This window comes from Corynebacterium auris (genome assembly GCF_030408575.1).
Taxonomy (GTDB): Bacteria; Actinomycetota; Actinomycetes; order Mycobacteriales; family Mycobacteriaceae; genus Corynebacterium; species Corynebacterium auris.
On sequence record NZ_CP047047.1, the window covers coordinates 786,648 to 808,543 of the forward strand.

Below are 21,896 nucleotides of genomic sequence, written 5' to 3' on the forward strand. Positions count from 1 at the left end.
CTGCGGGCGTAAGTGAACGGCCTGGTTCGGAGGGCCAACCGCACGGGACGCCGCTTGGATAAAAAGATCGACCCCGGTCAAGTCCACGGTGGTGGTGTATCTGCCTTTCGATGATCTGATGGTCCGCCTTCTCCTTGGACTCGGCAGAATACTTCCTAGGCATAGTGCCCAATCCTTCCGTAGCAGAGGTAGGAACCAAACCCAGGACGCTTCAGCGGCCCGCCAGCTCGGGAGCGGACGGGCCACCTTGTACACATATCTTCCCCGCACGTAGAGAATTTCTCCCTGAAGATGAAGCTTTAGGAGCCTGGTCTTAGTACGCAGGCAGGGTGAGTATGTAGCAGCAATCCGTTAATTCTGGCGAAGGCGATCGAGAACCTGGTTGATGTAGCTTTCATCCATGATGTAGCCGTTTTCTGTCTCTGTCAGAACGCCCTCTTTAACCCGGCGATTCCACCACGTAATGATTGACCCCAATGTGTAGCCTACCCCGCCGTACTTCTGGCCAGGGACTGTGAATGAGTCGCCCATTAAATCCCCGAATGTCAGTTCCTGCCCTTCGCGCCCCCAACGGCCATATGTCCTGGGATCGTTTTGCGGTTCAACGTGCTGGACGAGCCAGTACACCACGTCGTAAAAGGTGAGGCCTTCTGGCGTATCTCCGGTAATCGCTACCCCTGTGGAATTTGTGATCGGCTCAGTCGCCTTGCGCAGCAACTGTTCCATATCTGGTGTTGGGGTGGCGGCTAGTGCTTGCTGGAGTGGCTGGGACAGTGCGCCGTATCGCACTCCTTTGATGCCGATGCCGTCCTGGCTGACTTCTTCTGCCTCACTAGCGGAGGGGTATGGTTCAAGTTGGGCCAGGAAGTCGTCGAATGAGTCTGCGACTAGTACTTTTGCACCGTCGGGGTCGGTGTCGAGATACAGTACTGATCCTGCTGGAAACTCAGCCAAGTCGTAGTTGATGACAAAGCACTGGTGCATGCCGTCTTCGCTGTCCGCGCATAGCAGGACCTCACGGGGGATTTCCCATTCCTCCATCAAGAAGGCTGCCTGCTCTAGCAAGTCGACATTCGAGTTGTTGGAGGTCGTTCCGTTGCCGTAGATGCTGTCTACGGCAACCTCGATCACGTCACCGTCGGGAAGTTCTATCTCTGGGAGGTAGCAGGTGTTCATGCTCAGGGACCCTCCCCCTGTCTGAGAGAGGAGACGTGTGTAGTCATCCGGCAGGCGACGGCCCAGGCCGTGCTCGATTTCACGGATGCGCTGTTCATCTGCTGGCTGTGCCGGGTATTCAAAAAGAGTGCTGTAGTCGGTCATGGTTGTCCTTTACAAAGTGAGTGGTTTGGCCCATAGAGCGTATCCGCCAGTGTGACGCACAGCATTGTGGATTGTGGAGATCTTTCGGGATGAGCTGCACTAAAGGGCACGTGAGACACGGAGCACCAGGCAGGATGCCCGTGCGAAAACCCCGCGGCGTGTACAAAGGTCGCGCGGAAGTACTTACCGGCTCCCGGGTTGCGCAGGCCAACCAGTGGGTGACCGGTGGTGTGCCCAAAGCGGAGGTGGCCCGCCGACTCGGGATCGGACGGACCACCCGGTATGCATACCTAGCGGAGGGGGCTGAACAAGATTCGAGTTAGACCTCGGTTATTGGGTCTTCTTTGCGGAGGTTTTCGATGATGGTGTTGATGTAGTCCTCGTCGATGATGTAGCCGGCGGGGGTTTCGGTCATGATGTTGTATTCGACTCGTATTTTCCACCACCACTCGACGGTGGGCTGGTTCCAAATGAAGCCGTATTTTTGACCGTCGGCGAGGAAGGATTTGCCGATCAACGTGTACATGTTAGGGGTGAGAATGGTGGTGCTTAGTCCCATGTAGGTCAGTGGATCTGGGTGCGGTTGGACGTGTTGCGCCACCCAGTAAAGAAGGTCTTGAAATCGCCTCCCCTCGTTACTGTTGTGCATCATACTGAGCCCAAATGAGTTGGCTAGGGGTGCGACTGCTTTACGCAGTAGGTATTCCATGTCGGGGGTGGGAGTTGCGGCGATGGCGCGGGTGAGGTCATCGGAAAGTTTTCCGTGCCACACGCCTTTGATTCCCATCCCCTCTTGGCCTGCGCTTGGGGAGTCTTCTTCGTCATCTCGGTTGTAGGGTTCGAGTTTGGTGAAAAAGTCGGTGACGGAGTCGGCGACCTGGGTCATTTTCCCGCCGGGGTCGGTGTCGAGGTGCAGAATAACCCCTGCGGGGTAGTCGGGGAGGTCGTAGTTGATGACGAAGCAGTTGTGCATGCCATCTTCGGTGGTGGCGAACAGGAGAACCTCCTCGGGGATTTCCCATTCCTCCATGAGGTAGGTGGCATCGGTGGCCAGATCGAGGGGGAGGCCGGTACGTGTGCTGCCGTTGCCGAAGATGTCGTCGGTTGCCAGGCCTCCGACCCCTTCGGGGAGGCCCGGCATGACGCACTTGTCGAGTTTGAGGGTGCCGCCGCCGGTTTCTTTGATCAAGGCCCGGTAGTCGTCGGGCAGTTTTCTGCCGATGGCATGCTCGATCTCGGCGAGGCGGGCATCGTCAGCCGGTTCAGCGGGTTCAGAAAAGAATTTGGAAAAGGTCATTGTTGCTTTCTCCTTACGTGCAGTTGGGCCAGTTAAAGTGTGCTTCCCCGTGACGTTGTGAACGCGTCGTGTGAGGGGGTGAGGCCGTCGATGGCGGTGTGGGCTCGACGGTCATTGTAGCCGTGGATAAACTCCGCGTACGTCTGCTGACAGGGCCTTTCGCTGCTGTCGGGGCGCGCGTAGGCCCATTCCGAGAGCGCCCGTCTGGTCGGGGCGGTACTCGCCGAGCACCACGAGTGAGAAGGATCCAACAGAAATGCCACATGTCACTGACCAGTCTCGAGCAGACCACAGGCATCGTTGCTGCCGGCACGATCGACGCCGCCCCGGCAGAAGGAAACGAGATCGCCGCATGATCACACCCCCACCCCAGCCCCGAGCCGGGCCCTGACAACACGCCCCCAAACATCACCACAATTCGAAACTAGATACACCACGACCCACGACTTGACACCCGCCACTGTTCGAAAGCTCCGCGTAGCCGGGGGCGATCAGGCTGCCTCGACCACGAAACCCACGTGCAGCGTGGAGAGCTCGTGCGCGCCAGGCCCAGGCGGCAACGCCTCGATCTCGGCCGCCGTCTCGGGCGTGACCGGGACGATCCACCCCAGGGTGGGGTCGAGAGCCGGGTCGTTCGGCGTGCGCACGGGCACGAACGTGACCGGGCGCTCACTACCGCTGGTGAGGCGTATTGGGGCGTCGAGAAGCGACAGCGGATCGAGCGAGGCGAGGGTGATGATAACGAGGGTCTCCTCCGTGTCCGGGGAGAGGTTCGCCGTATGCACGCGCAGAGTAGGTACCTCTACGCTGCGGTACTCCTCCGGGTAGTCGACGAGACGCGCGCCGCCGCCGAACAGGGAGCTGAGTCTGTCCATGAAGCCCATGGCGGCAGTGTATCCCTGCCCACGGGGCGCGCGGACGTGACCATTATCATGCCCCGGTTTAGATCAAGGTTATTAAACTTTTAGGTGTGGCCAATGATAAAGGAGGACCTTGCTGTGAGTTCAGTAACAGACCAGCCCGCCGCCCCCGCGCCGCCCGTAGAAAAAACTGAAAAGGGGCCGGCCCGCACACGCACCAAACCCGTCGCCTTCGCTCTCGCCTTCGTCGCACTGATCGCTGTCTTGCTGCTGCCGATGGAGACCATCGGCTGGCAGGGGCAGATCGCCCTCGGTATGTTGGCCTTCGCCGTCATCATGTGGGTGTCCGAGGCCGTGAGCTACCCCGTCAGCTCGGTGTTGATCATCGCGCTCATCTCGTTGCTTGTCGGGCTTTCGCCCGACCCGGACAACCCCGACGAACTCTTCGGCACGAGCAGCGCTCTGGGGATCGCGCTGAACGGCTTTTCCACCTCGGCGGTCGCGCTCGTCGCCGCGGCGCTCGCGCTCGCCACGGCCATGCAGGCGACCGGTCTGCACCGGCGCATCGCCCTCTACGTGCTGAAGATCGCGGGGGAGAAGGTCTCCCACATCGTCGTCGGCGCCATCGCCATCTCGATCATCCTCGCCTTCTTCGTTCCCTCGGCGACCGCTCGCGCGGGCGCCGTGGTGCCCATCCTGCTGGGCATGGTCGCGGCCTTCGGCCTGGCGGTCAACTCGAAGCTCTCCGCCCTGCTGGTCATCACCGCCACTCAGGCTGTGTCCATCTGGAATGTCGGTATCAAGACCGCGGCCGCGCAGAACCTAGTGGCCGTCGGCTTCATCGAGGACCAGATGGGGGTCACCGTGTCCTGGGGGCAGTGGTTCATCTGGGCGGCACCCTGGTCAGTCCTCATGTCCATCGCACTGTTTTTCATCATGCGCGCAGCCATCAAGCCCGAGGTGGAATCCATCAAGGGCGGCCGCAAGCTCGTGGAAGATCAGCTCTCTGAGATGGGCCCCATGACCGGGGCGGAAAAGCGGCTGACCACCATCGCCGTCGTGCTGCTGGTCTTCTGGGCCACCGAGGGGATCCTCCACCCGATCGATTCCTCGGTCATCACCATCGTCGCCATCGGCCTCATGCTCCTGCCGGTGGTGGGGGTCATGAACTGGAAGTACGCCCAGGAAAACATCAACTGGGGCACCCTCGTGGTCTTCGCGGTGGGCATCTCGCTCGGCTCCTTCCTGCTCAACACCGGGGCCGCGGCGTGGCTGTCGGAGCAGACCTTCGGCTTGCTCGGGCTGGATGCCATGCCGATCCTCGCCACGATCGCCATCGTGTCCCTGTTCAACATCCTCATCCACCTCGGTTTCGCTTCCGCCACGTCGCTGGCCTCCGCGCTGATCCCGGTGTTCATCGCCCTCGCCGCCACACTCGACCTGCCGAACGGCGGGCTGGGCTTCGTCATCATCCAGCAGTTTGTGATCAGCTTCGGCTTCCTGTTGCCGATCTCCGCGCCGCAGAACATGCTGGCCTACGGGACGGGCGCGTTCAGCACGAAGCAGTTCCTCAAGGCGGGTATCCCGCTGACCGTCGTTGGCTACCTGCTCATCCTGCTGCTGTCTGCGACCTACTGGAACTGGATCGGACTGGTGTAGAAGTTCCCCGCAGGCGGCTAAGGTAACCAGGCATGGACGACACACTCGCGCGGGTCGGTGGCTATCGCTTCGGCGACATCTACGCCAACTACCTCGCCAAGGTAGAGAGGAAGGGCAGGAGCCAGGGGGAGCTTGACGACGTCCTGACCTGGCTCACCGGGCACACAACGGACGGTCTGCACGCCGCGGCCGAGTCCGGGGAAACCCTGCGCGAGTTCTTCGCCTCCGCGCCACGTCTCAACCCCCACGCCACCCTCATCACCGGCGTGGTCTGCGGGGTACGCGTGGAGGAGATCACCGATCCGCTGATGCAGCGGATCCGCTGGATGGACAAGGTGGTCGACGAGCTCGCCCGCGGGAAGAAGATCGAGAACATCCTGCGTTCGCCCCGCTGAGCACACGATACGGTGGAAGGCATGCAACGCCCCGACGCCGCCTCCCGCCGTGCCGACCTCGTCCAGCCCTACGGCACCCAGCACGTGGAGGCGGTCACGCCCCCCGAAGATCTGCCCGACCCGTTAGCGTGGCGGGGCAACCGACTGAGCTGGCCGGGGCTGCACCTCGTGGTGCGAAGGGCGGTGGCTGACTTCTCCGTCGACGACGTCGTCGACCGCGCGGCGAGCCTGACGTACTACACGGTGCTCGCCGTTGCGCCGATGATTTTGGCGATCTACTCGCTCGTGTTGCTGCTGCTGCCCCGCGACGGCGGCGAGGCGCCGCTCCTGCTCACTGATCTGGTCCAAAATTACGTGCCGGAGGCTTTGCAAGAAGAAGCGATGGGCCTGCTCGCAACCATCGTCGGCTCGCCCTCCGACAGCACTATCGCGCTGGTCATCTCCATTGCGGTGACGCTGCTGTCGGCCTCGGCCTACGTCCGCTCCTTTTCCCGCAACGCCAATGTGATCTACGGCCGTGAGGAGGGCAGGACGTTCGCGATGACGTGGCTGACAATGTGGCTGGTCACGCTCGTGATGGCGGTCGGAGTGCTGCTCTTGCTCGTGGGGCTCGTCGCCCGAGAGTCCGTTTTTACCGGGGTCGTGGCGCCGCTCGCACGTCCCTTCGGACTCGAAGAGGAGGTGGAGAACCTCGTGCTCGTGTTTCTTCCGGTGTGGGATTGGCTGCGTTACCCTGTCGTCGCCCTGATCGCCCTCGGGTTACTTTCCGTGCTCTACCAGGTGACCCCGAATGTACGACGGGGGAGGTTTCGGCCCGTGACCTACGGCTCCTTTCTCGCGTTCTTCGTCAGCTCCCTGATCTGGGTCGGGTTCTCGTGGTACGTGACCGTGGTCGGGGTGCAAAGCGCCTACGGGGCCTTCGGGACCGTGCTCATGGTCCTCGTTCTGGTGTGGGTGATGAATATCGTGCTGGTGGTCGGGGTCAAGATCGACGCGGAGGTGCTGCGGGCGAAAGAGCTCCAGGTGGGGTACGACTCGGAACGCGTCATTCAGGCGCCGCCGAAGTCCGCGGCTTCGGTCCGCATCCGGTTGCGGACACAGCGCCGGCTGGACCGGATCGCGGAGAAGGTGAAGAACCGTCGCCGCGAAAATCTGTAGCGTGGGAGAGGCAACTGATTAGCCAACGCTTATTGGAGGATGTCATGACGAACCTCATTGACCCCCGCGACAAGTACCCTCGCGTCTCGCCGCCGGACCAGTCCCAGAGCCACCCCGGCCTGGAAACCAAGGCGGACCCCGTGCCTGACATTGGGCTCGACTCCTACGAGGGCAGCGGCAGGCTGGCCGGGCGCAAGGCGCTCATCACCGGCGGTGACTCCGGTATCGGCGCCGCCGTCGCCGTTGCCTACGCCCGCGAGGGGGCGGACGTGGCCATTGCCTACATGCCGGAGGAGCAGCCGGACGCAGACCGGGTCATCGCTGCCATCGAAAAGGCCGGGCGCACCGCCGTGGCCATCCCCGGCGACCTGCGGGACGCGCAAACGTGCGTGGAGACGGTCACCACTGCCGTCGACAAGCTCGGCGGGCTGGACATTTTGGTCAACAACGCCTCCCGGCAGATCTACCACGAGGACATCCTTGACATCACCGACGAGGATTTCGACGAGACAATGAAGTCCAACCTCTACTCGTCTTTCCGAGTGACGAAGGAGGCGGTCAAGCACCTGCCGGCGGGCTCCTCGATCATCTTCACCTCTTCGATCCAGGCCTACGACCCCTCCGAGACGCTGTTGGACTACGCCATGACCAAGGCGGCGATGAACAACTTCGCCAAGGGGCTGTCCATGGCGCTGCTTCCCACGCGAGGCATCCGCGTCAACGCCGTCGCGCCGGGCCCCATTTGGACGGTGATCCAGCCGAGCCATGGGCAGCCGCCGGAGAAGGTCCAGAAGTTCGGTCACGGATCCGAGACCGGCAGGGCGGGCCAGCCCGCGGAGCTCGCGGGCGCCTACGTCTACCTCGCCTCCGAGGACGCCTCCTACGTTTCCGGGTCGACGCTGTCGGTCACCGGAGGGGCCCTGACGCCCTAGGGCCCATGCTTGTCGACGCCCCACCCCGCCTGCCGGACGGGCGCGGCGTGGGTAGCATGGGGCGTCATGATTGATGCCCGCGACACAGCACTGATTTTCGAGGGCGGCGGGATGCGCAATTCCTACACCTCGCCGTGCGTGGTCACGCTCATTGAGCACGACGTGCAGTTCGGGTGGGTCGGGGGAGTCTCTGCTGGGGCGACGCACACCGTCAACTACCTCTCGCGCGACGTGCGCCGCGCGCGGGAGAGCTTCGTCGACTTCGCCAACAACCCCAGCTTTGGGGGTGTGTCGTCGCTTCTGCGCGGTAACGGCTACTTCAACGCTGAGTTCATCTACGAGCGCTCCGCCGACGCCGATCTCCCCTTCGATTACGACGCCTTCGAGGCCAACCCGGCCCACATGAACATCGCGGCGACCAGGGCGGACACGGGAGAGTCCGTGCACTTCACGCGAGAGGACATCCACGATCGCGCCGACATGAACAGCTTTGTGCGCGCCTCCTCGACGCTGCCGCTCATTATGCCGATGCGCTACATCGGGGGCGTGCCCTACGTCGACGGGGCGCTCGGCACCTCGGGCGGTATTTCCATCGCGGAGGCGGAGGACGCGGGATACGAGAAGTTCCTGTTCGTGGGCACGAAGCCGCGCGACTACGTGCGGCCGCAGGTGGGGCGGCCGAACATGGTGCGCCGCGTCCTGCGCCGCACCCCGGCCGTCGCGCAGGCGCTCATCGACCGCCCCGATCGCTACAACGCCTCCAAGCAGCGCCTCCTCGAGCTGGAGCAGGAGGGCCGCGCCCACCTGTTCTTCCCCGAGGACATGCAGGTCAGCTCCACGGAGCGCAACGTGGAGAAGCTGCGCGCCAACTTCGCCGCCGGCGAGCGCCAGATGGGCGCGGAATGGGCCGCGTGGGAGGACTTCCTCACCCGCGGGTAGCTGCGTTTCACCACCAAACGTGTCTTAGATCACACTATGGTGATTACCGCAGCGCTTGGGCTATATTGCGCCGATCACTTTATCGATAAAGCCTGCGCGCGGGCTACCAGCCGGAGCACAGACCTGCCACAGTTGGTTCGACCAGAAGCCGCGGAGAAGCCGCCGGGAGAACCACAAGGAGAAACGCACGGACATGGGAAGCAACAAGGTCAGGGTCGCCATCGCGGGCGTGGGCAATTGCGCCACCTCCCTCATCCAGGGGGTCGAGTACTACAGGAACACCCCGCCCGAGGAGAAGGTGCCCGGGCTGATGCACGTGAAACTGGGTGACTACCACGTTGGCGACGTCGAATTCGTCGCCGCCTTCGAGGTGGACGCCGACAAGGTGGGCAAGGACTTAGCGGAGGCCACCGAGTCCGGCATGAACTGCACGATCAAAATCGCAGACGTCCCCGACCTCGGCGTTACGGTCCAGCGCGGCCCGACGTACGACGGCCTCGGCGAGCACTATCTTTCCGCCATCGAGGAGTCCCCCGCAGACCCCGTTGACGTGGCGCAGGCGCTCCGCAGCGCCAACGCCGACGTCCTGGTGTCCTACCTGCCGGTCGGCTCCGAACAGGCCAATCGGTATTACGCGCAAGCCGCCATCGACGCGGGCTGCGCGTTCGTCAACGCGCTGCCGGTATTCATCGCCTCGGACCCCGAGTGGGCGCAAAAGTTCACCGACGCCGGCGTGCCGATCATCGGCGACGACATCAAGAGCCAGGTCGGCGCCACCATCACCCACCGCGTGCTGGCCAAGCTCTTCGAGGACCGGGGCGTGCGCCTGGAGCGCACGATGCAGCTCAACGTGGGCGGCAACATGGACTTCAAGAACATGCTGGACCGCAACCGGCTGGAGTCCAAAAAGATCTCCAAAACCCAGGCCGTGACCTCGAACCTGTCGCAGGGGCCCATCGCGGGCAAGGTGGAGGACCGCAACGTGCACATCGGCCCGTCGGACTACGTCCAGTGGCTCGACGACCGCAAGTGGGCCTACGTCCGCCTCGAGGGGACGGCCTTCGGGGACGTGCCGCTCAACCTGGAGTACAAGTTGGAGGTGTGGGACTCCCCGAACTCCGCGGGTGTCATCATCGACGCCATCCGCCTCGCCAAGATCGCGCTCGACCGCGGCCTCGCGGGCCCGGTGGAGCCGGCTTCCTCGTACCTGATGAAGTCCCCGCCGGTCCAGCTCGCCGACGACGAGGCCCGCGCACGCCTCGAGGCGTTCATCGCGGGCTAGTCCGCGACGAGCGGCTCCATGGTCAGGCTCGGGAGCTCCTTTTCGATGAAGGCCAGCTTCCACTTGTCGCCGAACAGGGCGATCAGCTCGCCGTCGGACCGGGTGAAAATCTCCACCCCGCGCTGGCGGCCGAGCTCGGGGGCTGATTCCGCGTCGGTGCGCCGGGCCACGGAGTAGGGCACGGGCTCGGTGACGGTTTCCACGTTGTACTCGTTTTCCATGCGCGCCTGCATGACCTCGAACTGCATCGGGCCGACGGCCGCCATGACGGGGGCGGCGTCGCCGCGCAGGTCGTTGCGCAAGATCTGGACCACGCCCTCGGCGTCGAGCTGGTCCAGCGCCTTGCGGAACTGCTTGTACTTGCCCAGGGATTTCGCCCGGAGGGTGCGGAAGTGCTCGGGGGCGAACTGAGGCATGGGCGGGAACTGCACCTTCCGGCCGGCGAAGATGGTGTCGCCCGGCGCCAGCGCACCGGCGTTGACCAGGCCGATGATGTCGCCGGGGTAGGCGGTCTCGACGGTGTCGCGGGTGCGTCCGAAGACGGTGAGGGCGTACTTCGTGGAAAAGCTGCGGCCCGACTGGGCGTGCGTGACCTGCATCCCGCGGTCGAACTCCCCGGAGACCACGCGCATGAACGCGAGCGTGTCGCGGTGGTTTTTATCCATACCGGCCTGCACCTTGAACACGACCCCAGAAAAGTCGTCGCCGAGCTCGCGGCGGGCATCCATCGCGCTTGTCGACGCCTCCACCGCCGTCTCGTCCGAGTCCCTGCCGGCCGGGGCGGGGGCGATGGCGCACAGTGTATCCAGGATCTGGTGCACCCCGAAGTTGAGCATCGCGGAGGCGAAGATGACCGGGGAGGTAACGCACTGCTCGAAGAGCTCCTGGTTGTGCACGGCGCCATCGGCCGCCAGCAGCTCCGCCTCCTCGACGGCTGTCTCCCATGCGCCTTCCTCGCGGGCGAGCGCCTCCGCCGGGGAGAAGTGCTCCTCCGGGGCGATCGTCGAGCCACCCGCGGTGCGGATGAAGTGGATGTAGTTGTCCGCTTCTCCCTCGGCGTTGATGTGGGCCAGGCCCCGGAAGTCCCCGGCCTCGCCGACGGGCCAGTAGAGGGGAGTGGGCTGCAGGTCGATTTCGGTGACGATTTCGTCGACAAGCTCGAGCGGCTCGCGCCCGACCCTGTCCCACTTGTTGATCACGGTGACGATGGGCAGCCCCCGCGCCTTGCACACGCGGAAAAGCTTGAGCGTTTGGGGCTCGAGGCCCTTGGCGGCGTCGATGAGCATGACGGCGGCGTCGACGGCCGAGAGGACGCGGTAGGTGTCCTCGGAGAAATCGGCGTGGCCCGGGGTGTCCACGAGGTTGATCACGTAGGGCTCGCCGGTGCCGGCGCCCTCGGGGAGGTACTCGAACTGCAGCGCCGAGGAGGCGATGGAGATGCCGCGGTCTTTTTCCATCTCCATCCAGTCGGAGACGGTGGACTTGCGGTTGCCTTTGCCGTGCACGGCACCCGCCTCGGAGATCACGTGAGCGTGCAAAGCCAGCGCCTCTGTCAGCGTGGACTTACCGGCGTCGGGGTGGGCGATGACGGCGAAAGTGCGGCGGCGCGCGGCCTCGGAAACGGTGCTCATAGGGTGTTAAGCCTAGCTCGCAGGCGGCCGGAACAGGAATCGCGCTACCGGGAGTGGATGACGTTTTGGGCCTTACTCAGCCCCTCGGCAACGACGAGGTGCGCCGCCTTCGCTGCGGTGGCGATCTGGGCCGCGGGGTCGCCTTCGATGGCGGAGAGCACCCACTCCGGCACGGCCGTCCCGGCCGGCGGGCGGCCGATGCCGATGCGCACCCGGATGTAGTCGCGGGTGCCCAAGTGCTCGCTGAGCGATTTCAGCCCGTTGTGGCCGTTTTCGCTGCCCCCGCGGCGCAGGCGCACGGTGCCCGGCGGCAGGTCGAGTTCGTCGTGCAGCACGACGATACGCTGCGCCGGCACCGAGAGGCGTTGCGCCAGCGGGCCAACTGCCTGGCCGGATTCGTTCATATAGGTGGTGGGCCGGGCGTAGGCGACGTCGCCGGACACGGCGAGGTGTGCCTTGATCCCGCGCACCGGCTGCAGGCTGCAGCCGCGCTGCTCCAGGGCTTCCTCTACGGCCATGTACCCCACGTTGTGGCGGCTGGCGGCGTACTTTTCGCCTGGGTTGCCCAGCCCCATAACCAGCCAGCGTGCTTCGGGAAGCGGGGCAGGGCGGGACCGAAAGAAGCGCGCGAGGAATCCGGGCATGGCTATACCATAGTCCGCATGCAGCTTCCTCCTGTCGTCGCAGCCCCAATGGCGGGCGGGCCCACTACGCCCGCTCTCGTCAACGCCGTCGCCTTCGGCTTCCTCGCCTTCGGCACCTGCTCCGCCGAAAGCGCGCGCGAACAGCTGGCGAAGGTGCGCGGGCTCTACGGAGTAAACCTTTTTTACCCGCAGCCGGAGCCCGCGCGCGAGACCGTTGAGCGCGTCGCCCGGGAGCTCGGAGCGTCGGTCCCTGAAGCGGATGTGACCAGCGGATTTGCGGAAAAGTTCGACATTGTCCTGGAGGCGTCGCCCGCCGTCGTGTCCAGCACCTTCGGTTGCTTCAGCGCGGCTGAGATAGAGCGGGTGCACAAGGTGGGCTCCGAGGCGTGGGTGACGGTCACCTGTGAGAGTGAGGCGCGCGAGGCCGCCACCCGCGGCGCGGACGGGCTGATTGTCCAAGGTCCGTTGGCCGGTGGCCACCGGGGGACGTGGGACCAAAACGAGCGCCCGGACGAGCGCCCCATCGACATGCTCCTCCACGCCGTCAGAGCAGAGACCGACGTGCCCCTCATCGCGGCGGGAGGGGTACGCACGCGCGAGGACGTGGGGCGGCTGATTGCAGCCGGTGCCCAAGCAGTGGCGTGCGGTAGCGCTTTCCTGCTGGCAGACGAGGCGGGCACGAGCGCCGCGAACCGCTCCCTGCTGCGCTCCGGCGGGAGATCGGTGATCTCTCGGGCCTTCTCCGGTCGGTGGGCGCGTGGTGTGGAGACGCGGTTTACGCGCGAGCACAGGGATATGCCGGCAATTTATCCGTACCTGAAGCCGATGGTGCCCGACAACACCTACTGCTTAGTCGGTAAGGACTACGGCAGCTTGCGCGAGGCACCCGCCGCGCAGATCGAGGCGGAGCTTACCCCCTAAAAGTTACGCGCCGACGACGCGGGTTGTGTTCTCGATGTGACCGAGACCCGATATGGACACACGCACGGTGTCTCCCTCGCCGAGGTAGCGCCGCGGCGTGCGGGCGTGGCCGACGCCGTCGGGCGTGCCGGTGGCGATCACGTCGCCGGGGTTGAGCGGGTAGAGGTGCGAGATGAACTCCACCAGGTCAGCGGGACTAAAGACCAGGTCGTCGGTGGGCGCGTGCTGCATCCTCTCCCCGTTGAGTGTGGTCTCGAGAGCGGGCCCCGGAGTCCACTCGGTATCGAGCCAGGGGCCGAAGCCCGCCGTCGCCTCGAGGGATTTGCCCTGGTGCCACTGCTGGGTGCGGTACTGGTAGTCGCGCTGGGTGTAGTCGTTGATGATGGAGTACCCGGCAATGCAGGCTTTAGCCGCCTCGGCGTCGACGTGCCGCGCGCGTGCGCCGATGACAACCGCAAGCTCCCCCTCGAAGTCGAGGCCGGAGGCGTTGAAGCTCGGCACTATCGCGTCGTCGTAGGGGCCGATCAGGGCGTCGGCGAATTTCACGAAGAGCGTGGGCACAGCGGGGCGATCGTGGCCCATTTCGTCGATGTGCTTCGCGTAGTTGAGCCCCACGCAGACAATTTTCCCGGGGCGGGTGATTACGGGGGCAAAGTCTGCCCGGTTTACGTGCACCGTCGACCCGCCCGCGGCCGCGATCTCCGGCCAGTCGGGCTCCGCCAACAACGCCCCGACGTCGGCGTAGCCAGGTATCACCACCGCCTCGGCTTCCGCGGTGAGGCGGGTGGCGACGGTCACGTTGTTCGTTCTCAGTGTGGCAAGGCGCATGTTTTACACGCTACCGGCCGCGCGCAGCAGCTCGTCCGCCGCATCCGCCGCGACGATGGGAAGCTCCTCGGTCTCCTTGCGGCCGAAGGGCTTGAGCACGTAGTCGGCGGGGGCCATCCTGCCCGGGGGGCGGCCAATGCCCACGGCTAACTTGTTGTACTCGCGGGTACCCAGGGCCTTGGTCACCGAGCGCAGCCCGTTGTGGCCGTGGTCGCCTCCGCCAGCGCGCAGCTTCACCACGCCGAGGTCGAGGTCGAGCTCGTCGTAGACCACGTAGAGGTCGGCGGGTGCGACCCCGAAGTAGTCCGCGAGGACCTTGACGGGGCCCCCTGAGACGTTCATGTAGCTGCGGGCGCGCGCCACCACGGCCCGCCGCTTCGGCAGGAGGCGCCCAGCCGCGAGTTCGGCGAGCTCCGTGTTGGTCCGCTTGTGGGCGCTGAGCTGGGCCGACGCCGGGGAGGCGCGCTCGAGCAGCTCCTCGATGACGAGGATGCCGGCGTTGTGGCGCGTCGCAGCGTAGCGGGGGCCGGGGTTGCCCAGGCCGACGAAGAGCACGGGGGAGTCAGTCACGCGCCCATCATAGGTGACGCTCCCGCCGCGTCCGCTGAGCTGTTACTCGGCTGTTACTCGGCGGTTTCCTCGGTGGACTCGGCGCCCGCTTCGGCGCCGCCCTCCTCGGCCTCAGCTGCGGCTTCCTCGAGCTCCTCATCCTTCTGCTCGAAGGTGAAGTTGACCACGAGGGTCTCCGGATCGGTGATCAGCTGCGCGCCCTCCGGCAGGGCGATGTCGGCGGCGGTGATCTGCTCGCCGACTTCCTTGCCCTCGATGGACACGGTGAGCTCATCCGGGATGTTCAGGGCGTCGACCTCGATCTCGATGACGTCGGCCTCCTGCAGCACGATGGCAGCCGGGTGGGCCTCGCCCTCGGTGACCACGGGGACCTCGACGACGACCTTCTCGCCGCGCTTGACGCCGAGCAGGTCAACGTGGTCGATATCGAGCGTCAGCACGTTCTGGTCGACGTTTTTGACCATGCACAGCAGCTTCTTGCCTTCGACCTCGAGTTCGAGGACGGCGTTGATGCCCTCGTTGCGCACGAGTGCGGTGATTTCGAGGCGGTCGACGGCGAAGTGCACGTTGTCGATGCCGGCTTCATACAGCACGCCCGGGACCTTGCCCGCGCGGCGCAGGCGGCGCGACGCGCCCTTGCCGAACTCCTCGCGCTTTTCTGCCTGGATGACCTGGGGGGTAGCCATAAGTATTCTCCCTCGTGGTGAATGCGTACGGTCACAGGAAAGGCCTGCGACCACTGAACGGTGACATCTCGTCGAGTGATCGCAGGCCGCAAAAGAGTCTGCATTCATATCGCGTCGATAACGGCCCCTAACGGGCCCTCGCCGAGACGGAGGACATGCTACCACCGCAACAAGGCCGCGCAAAAACCGCTTCCGTTACACGTGCTCGGGCTGACGTGCGGGGCGCTCCCAGATGAAGTGCCCGGTGGTCTGCAGCTGCTCGTGGTCGTGGTCGAGCGGGATGCCCTTGCGTTCGCGCAGGCACAGGGCAACGGCCAGGCCGATGAGGGAGGCGATGACGAGGTACGCCGTGATGGCCCACGTGGTCCCGGTGTTCTGGTAGAGGGCTGCCGCGATCATGGGGGCGAATGCGCCGCCGAGGATGGAGCCCAGGGCGTAGGTGATGGAGGCACCCGAGGCGCGCACGGAGGCGGGGAAGAACTCGGCGTAGGTCGTGCCGGTCTGGCCGTAGGTCAGGCCCAGGCCGACGGTGAGGAAGATGAGCGCTGCGTAGATAGCCCCGAGTGTTTCGGTGTTCACCAGGGGAAACAGTGCCAGCGCCCCGACCGCTTGGACGATGAAGCCAATGATGTAGGTGCTGCGCCGGCCGATGATGTCCGAGATGTAGCCCGCGAAGGCCGTGGAGAAGATCCAAGTGAAACCGGAAACGGTGACGGCCAGCAGGATGTCGCCGCGGTCGAGGCCCAGCGCCCCGGTGGCGTAGTTCTGGATGTAGCCGCCGGTGGTCATGTACCCGACGGTGCCGTTGGCGGCGAAGAGGAGCGAGGCCATGAGCACGAGCGGGGTGAAGCGGCGCAGGAGGGTGCCAATCGGGTTGCTCACTTCCACCTGCTTTATGGTGGACATCTCCTCGTAGACGGGCGACTCCTCAACCCGGAGGCGGATGAGGATGCCGATGATGACCAGGACTGCAGAGAAGAGGAAGGGCACGCGCCAGCCCCACTCGAGGAAAGCATCGCCGGGGGCGATCGCGTCCATCGCGGCCAGGGCGCCGGAGGACAAAAGCAAGCCGAGGGGGACACCAACTTGGGGGCCGGCGCCGTAGAGCCCGCGCCGGTCGGTTGGGGCGTGCTCGACGCTGAGCAAAACCGCGGAGCCCCATTCGCCGCCGGCGGAAATCCCCTGGATGATGCGCAAGGTGATGAGCAGTACGGGAGACCAGACACCGATGGCGGCGTAGGTGGGGAGCAGGCCGATCAGCGTCGTGGCCGCGCCCATCGCGACCAGCGTGACCATGAGCACGAGGCGGCGGCCTGCCTTGTCAGCGAAGTGCCCGGCCAGAAACGCGCCGAGGGGGCGGAAGAGGAAGGACAGGCCGACGGTCAGGAAACTGACGATGGTCGACGCCTCGGGGCCGAGCCCGCTGAACATGAGCTGGTTGAACACCAATCCGGCCGTCGCGGCGTAGAGGAAGTAGTCGTACCACTCGATGGCTGTGCCGATCGTTGTGGCTGCGACGACCTTGCGTCGCTCGACGGCTTTTCCTGGCTGGTCGGGTGAGTGCATACATTCGCCTTTACAGTCGGGCGCCGGGATGTGATCCGCAGCTTGGGAGAATTTTTTTGAGGATCATAGTATCCGCAAGCAAATGACCCAGAGAAACACGCCGGGAGTCACCCCTGCGGCCGGTTTTCGCTTTTCGGGGGCCTTAGGGGTGGGAAACTGGTACACCAGAAAGTGTCGGCTCGGCGGGCGTGCGAGAGCTCTGGCACGCCGTGAGCGGACGCGACGCAAGAACGCATATGAGCAAGGAGTAGAAAATGGATATTCAGGAGCTTCTGGCGAAGGTGGAAACCCGCCTGTTCATTGGCGGCGAGTGGCGTGAGGGTTCCTCCGGGGAGACGTACCAGGTGCTCAACCCCGCGACCGAGGAGGTTCTGGTCACGATGTCCTCGGGGTCCCGCGAGGATTCCGTCGCGGCCCTCGATGCGGCGCACAGGGCGCGCGCGAGCTGGGAGGCGACGGCACCGCGCACCCGCGCCGAGATTCTGCGGCGCGGCTACGACCTCGTGAAGGAGCGCAAGGAGGAGTTCGCCACCCTCATGACCCTCGAGATGGGCAAGGCCCTCGGCGAGGCGCGCGGGGAGGTGGACTACGGGGCCGACTACCTCCTGTGGTTCTCCGAGGAAGCGAACCACTTCTTCGGCCACACCAACCGCTACCCGGGCAAGGACAACCGAATGCTTACCGTGCACAAGCCCGTCGGCCCGTGCCTGCTCATCACTCCGTGGAACTTCCCCCTTTCCATGGCAACCCGCAAGATCGCGCCGGCGTTGGCGGCGGGCAACACCGTGATCATTAAGCCGGCGAAGCTGACCCCGCTGACCATGCAGTACTTCGTGCAGACGATGGTCGAAGCGGGCGTGCCCGACGGCGTGATCAACATCGTCTCTTCGCGCTCGGCCTCCGACGTCTCCGAGCCGATCATGGCGGACCCGCGCCTGCGCAAGGTCTCGTTCACCGGGTCCACCCCCGTCGGCTCGACGCTGATGGGCCTGGCGGCGGAGAACATCCTGCGCATCTCGCTGGAGCTCGGCGGCAACGCCCCGGCCATTGTCTTCCCGGACGCGGACCTCGATCTGGCCGTGGAGGGCGTGAAGTCGGCGAAGATGCGCAACATCGGTGAGGCGTGCACCGCCGCGAACCGCATCCTGGTCCACGAGGATGTGGCGGACGAATTCACCCGAAAGTTCGTCGCCGCGATCGAGGCCATGAAGGTCGGCAACGGCCTCGACGAGGGCGTCGAGGTCGGCCCGCTCGTCGAGGAGAAGGCCGTCGCGCACATGCAGGAGCTTGTCGACGACGCCGTCGCCCACGGCGGCACCGTCCTAACCGGCGGCGAGCGCCTCGAGGGCAAGGGGTTCTTCTACGCCCCTACCGTCATCGCCGGGGCCTCCAAGGAGGCCAAGGTGTTCCGCGAGGAGATCTTCGGGCCGATCGCCCCGATCTTCACCTTCAAGGACGAGCAGGAAGCGTGGGAGATCGCCAACGACACCGAGTACGGCCTGGCCTCCTACGTTTTCTCGGAGGACCCGGACATGATCTTCCGCGCGTCGGACGCCCTCGAGTTCGGCATCGTGGGCTTCAACTCGGGCGTGGTCTCGGACGCCTCGATCCCCTTCGGCGGTGTGAAGGCCTCCGGGCTGGGGCGCGAGGGGTCCCGCGAGGGGATGGCCGAGTACACTGAGGTGCAGTTCATCGGCACCCGCGACCCGTACCAGAAGGCTAACTAGTCACTTGCCGCCAGGCGGCGAGGAAGGCTTCGGTCTCCTCGTCGTCGGTAACGGTGATGCGCAAGCCCTCCTCGAACGCGCGGACCAGCACGTTGCGCGCGGCGAGGCGTTCGGCGTAGTCGGCGGCGGGGGCGTCGAGAGCGTCGGCGGGGACCCACACAAAGTTCGCCTGGCTGGAGGGGCTGCTGTAGGCGGCGAGGGCCTCGCCGACGCGCTCGCGCTGGCGGACGGTGCCCGCCACCCGCCGCCGCAGCTCTTCCTGCTGCTCCAGCGAGGCCAGAGCACCGACTTGCGCCGCGGAGCTAACGCTGAAGGGCACGGCGACCTTGTTCAAGGCGGTGATGATCTCGGGGGCACCGAACGCGTAGCCCACGCGCGCGCCGGCCAAGCCGTAGGCCTTGGAAAAAGTACGCAGGCCCACGACGTTCGGGTGGGAGGCGATTTCCTCGGTCGCAACGGGGGAGTCCGTGGCCAGGTTGTACTCGGCGTAGGCCTCGTCAAGCGCGACGATGACGTCGCGCGGTACGGCCTCGATGAAGGTGCGCCACTCGTCGGCCGTGATGGTGGTGCCGGTCGGGTTGTTCGGGTTGCACACGAAGACTACGCGTGTCCGCGGCGTGATGGCGCCGGCAAGCGCGGGCATGTCGAGGCGGTAGTCCGCGGTGAGCGGCACCGCGACCGGTGTGGCGCCGGCGATCCTGGTGAAGATGGGGTAGGCCTCGAAGGAGCGCCACGGGAAGACGACGTTGTCGCCGGGCTGCGCGGCGAGGGTAACCAGCTGCTGGCACAGCGCCGAGGAACCGGTACCCACCGCAACGCGGTCAGGGCTCAGCCCAAGGTGCCGCGCCAGGGCGGCGCGGAGGGTGGAGGCGCCCATATCCGGGTAGCGGTTGACCTCGTCGAGGGCTCCCCCCATCGCCTCCCGGACGGAGGGCAGGGGCGCGTGCGCGCTCTCGTTGGAGGACAGCTTCACCGCCGTCTCATTGCGCGTCCCGGGTACGTAGGCGGGCAGGTCACTAAGGTCCGGGCGGATCATTGCGGGCTACCCCTAGGCCTGGCCCTCGAACAGCGTCGTCACCGAGCCGTTCTCGAAGATCTCGTGGATCGTCTTGGCCAGGAGCGGGGCGATGGAAAGGACGGTGAGGTTGTCCCAGCCCTCGGTGTCCTGCGGCAGCGTGTCGGTGGTGATGACCTCCGAGGCGCCGCACTGGCTGAGGCGCTGGCGGGCGGGGCCGGAGAAGACGCCGTGGGTGGTGGCGATAAGCACGGACTTGGCGCCGGCGTCCTTGAGCACGCCGACGGCGCCGGCGATGGTCCCGCCGGTGTCGATCATGTCGTCCATGAGGATGCAGTCCTTGCCCAAAACGTCGCCGACAACGCGGTTGGACACGACCTTGTTGGCGGCGTCGATGTCGCGAGTCTTGTGGACGAAGGCCATGGGGGCGTCGCCAAGCGTATTGGCCCACTTCTCGGCGGTCTTGACGCGGCCGGCGTCGGGGGAGACCACACAGAGGTTGTCCAGCGGGTACTTCGACTTGATGTAGTCGGTGAGGATGGGCATGGCGTGCATGTGGTCGACCGGGCCGTCGAAGAAGCCCTGGATCTGGTCCGTGTGCAGGTCGACGGAGACGATGCGGTCCGCGCCCGCGGCGGAGAGAAGATCGGCGATGAGGCGAGCGGAGATGGGCTCGCGGCCGCGGTGCTTCTTGTCCTGGCGGGCGTAGGGGTAGAAGGGCAGGATCGCGGTGATGCGCTTCGCCGAGCCGCGTTTGAGCGCGTCGATCATGATGAGCTGCTCCATGATCCACTTGTTCAGCGGCTGGGAGTGGGACTGCATGACAAAGCAGTCGGAACCGCGGACGGACTCCTCGAAGCGGATGAAGATCTCGCCGTTGGCGAAGTCGCGAGCGGTCGTCGGGACGAGCTCGATACCGAGTTCCTTGGCTACCTCCCTGGCAAGCGCGGGGTGGGCGCGGCCGGTGAAAAGCTTGAGGTCTTTGTGGCTCTCGGTGGAATATCCGGTCATGGTGTTCCTTACTTCTCGCGTGCTTTCTTCGCGGCCTCGGCCGCATCCGTGCCAGGCCGGTTTTTCTCCACCCAGCCCTCGATGTTTCGTTGGCGGCCCTCCTTGATGGCGAGGGCTCCCGCTGGCACGTCCTGGGTCACTACTGTACCCGCGCCCGTGTACGCGCCATCACCGACCGTGACCGGGGCGACGAACATGGTGTCGGAGCCGGTGCGGCAGTAGTCGCCGATGGTGGTGTGGTGCTTGGACACGCCGTCGTAGTTGGCAAAGACGCTGGAGGCGCCGATGTTGGACTCACGGCCCACGGTCGCGTCGCCGATGTAGGTCAGGTGCGGCACCTTCGAGCCAGGCCCGATCTTGGCGTTCTTCGACTCAACGAAGCCGCCGAGCTTGCCGTCCTCGCCGAGCTCCGTGCCCGGGCGAATGTAGGTGAAGGGGCCGACGGTGGCGCGGGCGCCGATCACGCCGAGCTCGCCCTGGGTGCGCACCACAGTGGCCTCCTCACCGACCTCCATGTCGGTCAAGGTGGTGTCGGGGCCGATCTCGGCGCGGTCGCCGATGCTCGTGGACCCCCACAGCTGGGTGTTCGGGTGGATGATGACGTCGCGGCCGATCTCCACATCCACCCCGATCCAGGTCGTGGCGGGATCGATGACGGTGGCCCCGGCGCGCATGGCGGCCTCGACGGTGCGGCGGTTGAGCTCCCTGCCCGCCGCGGCGAGCTGGACGCGGTCGTTGACGCCGGCAAGTTCGCGGGCGTCGGGGGCCGTAAAGGCGGCAACCGTCTTGCCGTCGGCGCGCGCGATGCCGATAACGTCGGTGATGTAGAGCTCTCCCTGGGCGTTGTCGGTGGTAATGCGGGTCAGTGCCTCGCGCAGCACGCCCCCGTCGAAGGCGAACACGCCGGAGTTGACCTCGGTGATGAGCTTCTGCGCGTCGTCGGCGTCCTTCTCCTCGACGATGCCCTGGACGGCCCCGGTGGCGTCGCGAAGAATGCGCCCGTAGCCGGTAGGATTCTCGGACTCGAGGGAGAGGACGGTGGCGGCGGCGCCGGCGGACTCGTGGGCCTCGATGAGCGCTTCGATGGTGTGGCCGGTCAGCAGCGGCACGTCCCCGTTGGTCACCACGACGGTGCCGTTGAAGTTGGGCAGCGCCTCGAGGCCCACTTGGACGGCGTGGCCGGTTCCGTTTTGCTCCTCCTGCACGGCCGTGAGTACCTTCGCCGCCATCTGGTCCGCGATGGCGGCGACGGCGGGGGCGACCTGCTCACGCTGGTGCCCGATGACCGCGACGAGGTGCGAGGGGGAGACCGAGGCGGCCGCGTGCAGGGAGTGCGAGAGCAGGCTGCGCCCGCCGATCTCGTGCAGCGTTTTCTGCGTGTCCGATTTCATGCGTGTTCCCGCGCCTGCGGCGAGAACGATGACGGCGCATTCGGAGTGGTGGGGCACTCGGGGA

General features: G+C 65.5%; 20 protein-coding genes. 8 read left to right on the forward strand and 12 right to left on the reverse strand.

Annotated elements, in window-relative coordinates; all coding sequences use genetic code 11:
• Window positions 1-351 precede the first annotated feature (351 nt).
• From CAURIS_RS03795 to CAURIS_RS03805, 3 genes are all read right to left on the reverse strand, one after another.
• Window positions 352-1,320: an SMI1/KNR4 family protein gene (locus CAURIS_RS03795; RefSeq protein WP_290342894.1), complete on the reverse strand. Its 969-nt coding sequence runs from the start codon at window positions 1,318-1,320 to the stop codon at window positions 352-354.
• A gap of 319 nt (window positions 1,321-1,639) precedes the next feature.
• Entirely contained in the window at window positions 1,640-2,617 is a 978-nt protein-coding gene (locus CAURIS_RS03800; RefSeq protein WP_290342895.1) for an SMI1/KNR4 family protein, read from the reverse strand.
• Between the two features lie 491 nt (window positions 2,618-3,108).
• Window positions 3,109-3,501, reverse strand: a complete 393-nt coding sequence (locus CAURIS_RS03805) for a hypothetical protein (RefSeq protein WP_290342896.1) — start codon at window positions 3,499-3,501, stop codon at window positions 3,109-3,111.
• Window positions 3,502-3,615: 114 nt separating this feature from the next.
• Here CAURIS_RS03805 and CAURIS_RS03810 point away from each other — a divergent pair, with 114 nt between their 5' ends.
• The 6 genes from CAURIS_RS03810 (at window position 3,616) to CAURIS_RS03835 (ending at window position 9,842) form a co-directional block, all read left to right on the forward strand.
• Window positions 3,616-5,136 (forward strand): SLC13 family permease, encoded by a 1,521-nt coding sequence (locus CAURIS_RS03810; protein WP_290342897.1) that lies wholly within the window; start codon window positions 3,616-3,618, stop codon window positions 5,134-5,136.
• 32 nt (window positions 5,137-5,168) lie between these two features.
• The gene (locus tag CAURIS_RS03815) at window positions 5,169-5,531 is read left to right on the forward strand and encodes a DUF2200 domain-containing protein (RefSeq protein ID WP_290342898.1); all 363 of its coding nucleotides are present in this window, start codon (window positions 5,169-5,171) and stop codon (window positions 5,529-5,531) included.
• 21 nt (window positions 5,532-5,552) lie between these two features.
• Window positions 5,553-6,689, forward strand: a complete 1,137-nt coding sequence (locus tag CAURIS_RS03820; protein ID WP_290342899.1) for a YihY/virulence factor BrkB family protein — start codon at window positions 5,553-5,555, stop codon at window positions 6,687-6,689.
• A gap of 44 nt (window positions 6,690-6,733) precedes the next feature.
• On the forward strand, window positions 6,734-7,621 hold the full coding sequence (locus CAURIS_RS03825) for an SDR family oxidoreductase (protein WP_290342900.1): 888 nt from the start codon (window positions 6,734-6,736) through the stop codon (window positions 7,619-7,621).
• Window positions 7,622-7,687: 66 nt separating this feature from the next.
• On the forward strand, window positions 7,688-8,560 hold the full coding sequence (locus CAURIS_RS03830) for a patatin-like phospholipase family protein (RefSeq protein ID WP_290342901.1): 873 nt from the start codon (window positions 7,688-7,690) through the stop codon (window positions 8,558-8,560).
• 193 nt (window positions 8,561-8,753) lie between these two features.
• A complete protein-coding gene (locus CAURIS_RS03835; RefSeq protein WP_290342902.1) occupies window positions 8,754-9,842 on the forward strand; it encodes an inositol-3-phosphate synthase in 1,089 nt (362 codons plus the stop codon).
• On the opposite strand, the gene CAURIS_RS03840 is transcribed toward CAURIS_RS03835, so the two are convergent.
• Together CAURIS_RS03840 and pth (CAURIS_RS03845) are read right to left on the reverse strand one after the other, a co-directional pair.
• On the reverse strand, window positions 9,839-11,473 hold the full coding sequence (locus CAURIS_RS03840) for a peptide chain release factor 3 (protein ID WP_290342903.1): 1,635 nt from the start codon (window positions 11,471-11,473) through the stop codon (window positions 9,839-9,841). The two genes, CAURIS_RS03835 and CAURIS_RS03840, sit on opposite strands and share 4 nt — an antisense overlap.
• Before the next feature lie 44 nt (window positions 11,474-11,517).
• Window positions 11,518-12,117 (reverse strand): aminoacyl-tRNA hydrolase, encoded by a 600-nt coding sequence (pth, locus tag CAURIS_RS03845; RefSeq protein ID WP_290342904.1) that lies wholly within the window; start codon window positions 12,115-12,117, stop codon window positions 11,518-11,520.
• An 18-nt stretch (window positions 12,118-12,135) separates the two neighbouring features.
• On the opposite strand from pth (CAURIS_RS03845), the gene CAURIS_RS03850 reads away from it, so the two are divergent.
• Window positions 12,136-13,038 carry a nitronate monooxygenase gene (locus CAURIS_RS03850; protein WP_290342905.1) on the forward strand — a complete coding sequence of 301 codons (903 nt, stop codon included), beginning with the start codon at window positions 12,136-12,138 and terminating at the stop codon, window positions 13,036-13,038.
• A gap of 3 nt (window positions 13,039-13,041) precedes the next feature.
• On the opposite strand, the gene CAURIS_RS03855 is transcribed toward CAURIS_RS03850, so the two are convergent.
• From CAURIS_RS03855 to CAURIS_RS03870, 4 genes are all read right to left on the reverse strand, one after another.
• The gene (locus CAURIS_RS03855) at window positions 13,042-13,866 is read right to left on the reverse strand and encodes a fumarylacetoacetate hydrolase family protein (protein WP_290342906.1); all 825 of its coding nucleotides are present in this window, start codon (window positions 13,864-13,866) and stop codon (window positions 13,042-13,044) included.
• A gap of 3 nt (window positions 13,867-13,869) precedes the next feature.
• Window positions 13,870-14,436, reverse strand: coding sequence for an aminoacyl-tRNA hydrolase (gene pth, locus CAURIS_RS03860; RefSeq protein WP_290342907.1), 567 nt, complete (start codon window positions 14,434-14,436; stop codon window positions 13,870-13,872).
• Window positions 14,437-14,489: 53 nt separating this feature from the next.
• A complete protein-coding gene (locus CAURIS_RS03865) occupies window positions 14,490-15,122 on the reverse strand; it encodes a 50S ribosomal protein L25/general stress protein Ctc (RefSeq protein WP_290342908.1) in 633 nt (210 codons plus the stop codon).
• Between the two features lie 195 nt (window positions 15,123-15,317).
• On the reverse strand, window positions 15,318-16,688 hold the full coding sequence (locus CAURIS_RS03870) for an MFS transporter (RefSeq protein WP_290342909.1): 1,371 nt from the start codon (window positions 16,686-16,688) through the stop codon (window positions 15,318-15,320).
• A 254-nt stretch (window positions 16,689-16,942) separates the two neighbouring features.
• Here CAURIS_RS03870 and CAURIS_RS03875 point away from each other — a divergent pair, with 254 nt between their 5' ends.
• Window positions 16,943-18,415, forward strand: coding sequence for an NAD-dependent succinate-semialdehyde dehydrogenase (locus CAURIS_RS03875; protein ID WP_290342910.1), 1,473 nt, complete (start codon window positions 16,943-16,945; stop codon window positions 18,413-18,415).
• Here CAURIS_RS03875 and hisC read toward each other — a convergent pair.
• From hisC to glmU, 3 genes are read right to left on the reverse strand one after another with little or no spacing between them, the layout of a single operon-like run.
• Window positions 18,408-19,451: a histidinol-phosphate transaminase gene (hisC, locus tag CAURIS_RS03880; protein WP_290342911.1), complete on the reverse strand. Its 1,044-nt coding sequence runs from the start codon at window positions 19,449-19,451 to the stop codon at window positions 18,408-18,410. The genes CAURIS_RS03875 and hisC overlap by 8 nt on opposite strands.
• 12 nt (window positions 19,452-19,463) lie before the next feature.
• Window positions 19,464-20,441, reverse strand: coding sequence for a ribose-phosphate diphosphokinase (locus tag CAURIS_RS03885; protein WP_290342912.1), 978 nt, complete (start codon window positions 20,439-20,441; stop codon window positions 19,464-19,466).
• An 8-nt stretch (window positions 20,442-20,449) separates the two neighbouring features.
• Window positions 20,450-21,889, reverse strand: a complete 1,440-nt coding sequence (gene glmU, locus CAURIS_RS03890) for a bifunctional UDP-N-acetylglucosamine diphosphorylase/glucosamine-1-phosphate N-acetyltransferase GlmU (protein WP_290342913.1) — start codon at window positions 21,887-21,889, stop codon at window positions 20,450-20,452.
• Window positions 21,890-21,896 lie beyond the last annotated feature (7 nt).

Excerpts from the sequence above, each read along its gene's own strand:
- CAURIS_RS03795 (WP_290342894.1), bottom strand. The coding sequence starts at position 1,320 with ATGACCGACTACAGCACTCTTTTTGAATACCCGGCACAGCCAGCAGAT.
- CAURIS_RS03800 (WP_290342895.1), bottom strand. The coding sequence starts at position 2,617 with ATGACCTTTTCCAAATTCTTTTCTGAACCCGCTGAACCGGCTGACGAT.
- CAURIS_RS03805 (WP_290342896.1), bottom strand. The coding sequence starts at position 3,501 with ATGGGCTTCATGGACAGACTCAGCTCCCTGTTCGGCGGCGGCGCGCGT.
- CAURIS_RS03815 (WP_290342898.1), top strand. The coding sequence starts at position 5,169 with ATGGACGACACACTCGCGCGGGTCGGTGGCTATCGCTTCGGCGACATC.
- CAURIS_RS03820 (WP_290342899.1), top strand. The coding sequence starts at position 5,553 with ATGCAACGCCCCGACGCCGCCTCCCGCCGTGCCGACCTCGTCCAGCCC.
- CAURIS_RS03825 (WP_290342900.1), top strand. The coding sequence starts at position 6,734 with ATGACGAACCTCATTGACCCCCGCGACAAGTACCCTCGCGTCTCGCCG.
- CAURIS_RS03830 (WP_290342901.1), top strand. The coding sequence starts at position 7,688 with ATGATTGATGCCCGCGACACAGCACTGATTTTCGAGGGCGGCGGGATG.
- CAURIS_RS03835 (WP_290342902.1), top strand. The coding sequence starts at position 8,754 with ATGGGAAGCAACAAGGTCAGGGTCGCCATCGCGGGCGTGGGCAATTGC.
- CAURIS_RS03840 (WP_290342903.1), bottom strand. The coding sequence starts at position 11,473 with ATGAGCACCGTTTCCGAGGCCGCGCGCCGCCGCACTTTCGCCGTCATC.
- pth (WP_290342904.1), bottom strand. The coding sequence starts at position 12,117 with ATGCCCGGATTCCTCGCGCGCTTCTTTCGGTCCCGCCCTGCCCCGCTT.
- CAURIS_RS03850 (WP_290342905.1), top strand. The coding sequence starts at position 12,136 with ATGCAGCTTCCTCCTGTCGTCGCAGCCCCAATGGCGGGCGGGCCCACT.
- CAURIS_RS03855 (WP_290342906.1), bottom strand. The coding sequence starts at position 13,866 with ATGCGCCTTGCCACACTGAGAACGAACAACGTGACCGTCGCCACCCGC.
- CAURIS_RS03865 (WP_290342908.1), bottom strand. The coding sequence starts at position 15,122 with ATGGCTACCCCCCAGGTCATCCAGGCAGAAAAGCGCGAGGAGTTCGGC.
- CAURIS_RS03870 (WP_290342909.1), bottom strand. The coding sequence starts at position 16,688 with ATGCACTCACCCGACCAGCCAGGAAAAGCCGTCGAGCGACGCAAGGTC.
- CAURIS_RS03875 (WP_290342910.1), top strand. The coding sequence starts at position 16,943 with ATGGATATTCAGGAGCTTCTGGCGAAGGTGGAAACCCGCCTGTTCATT.
- hisC (WP_290342911.1), bottom strand. The coding sequence starts at position 19,451 with ATGATCCGCCCGGACCTTAGTGACCTGCCCGCCTACGTACCCGGGACG.
- CAURIS_RS03885 (WP_290342912.1), bottom strand. The coding sequence starts at position 20,441 with ATGACCGGATATTCCACCGAGAGCCACAAAGACCTCAAGCTTTTCACC.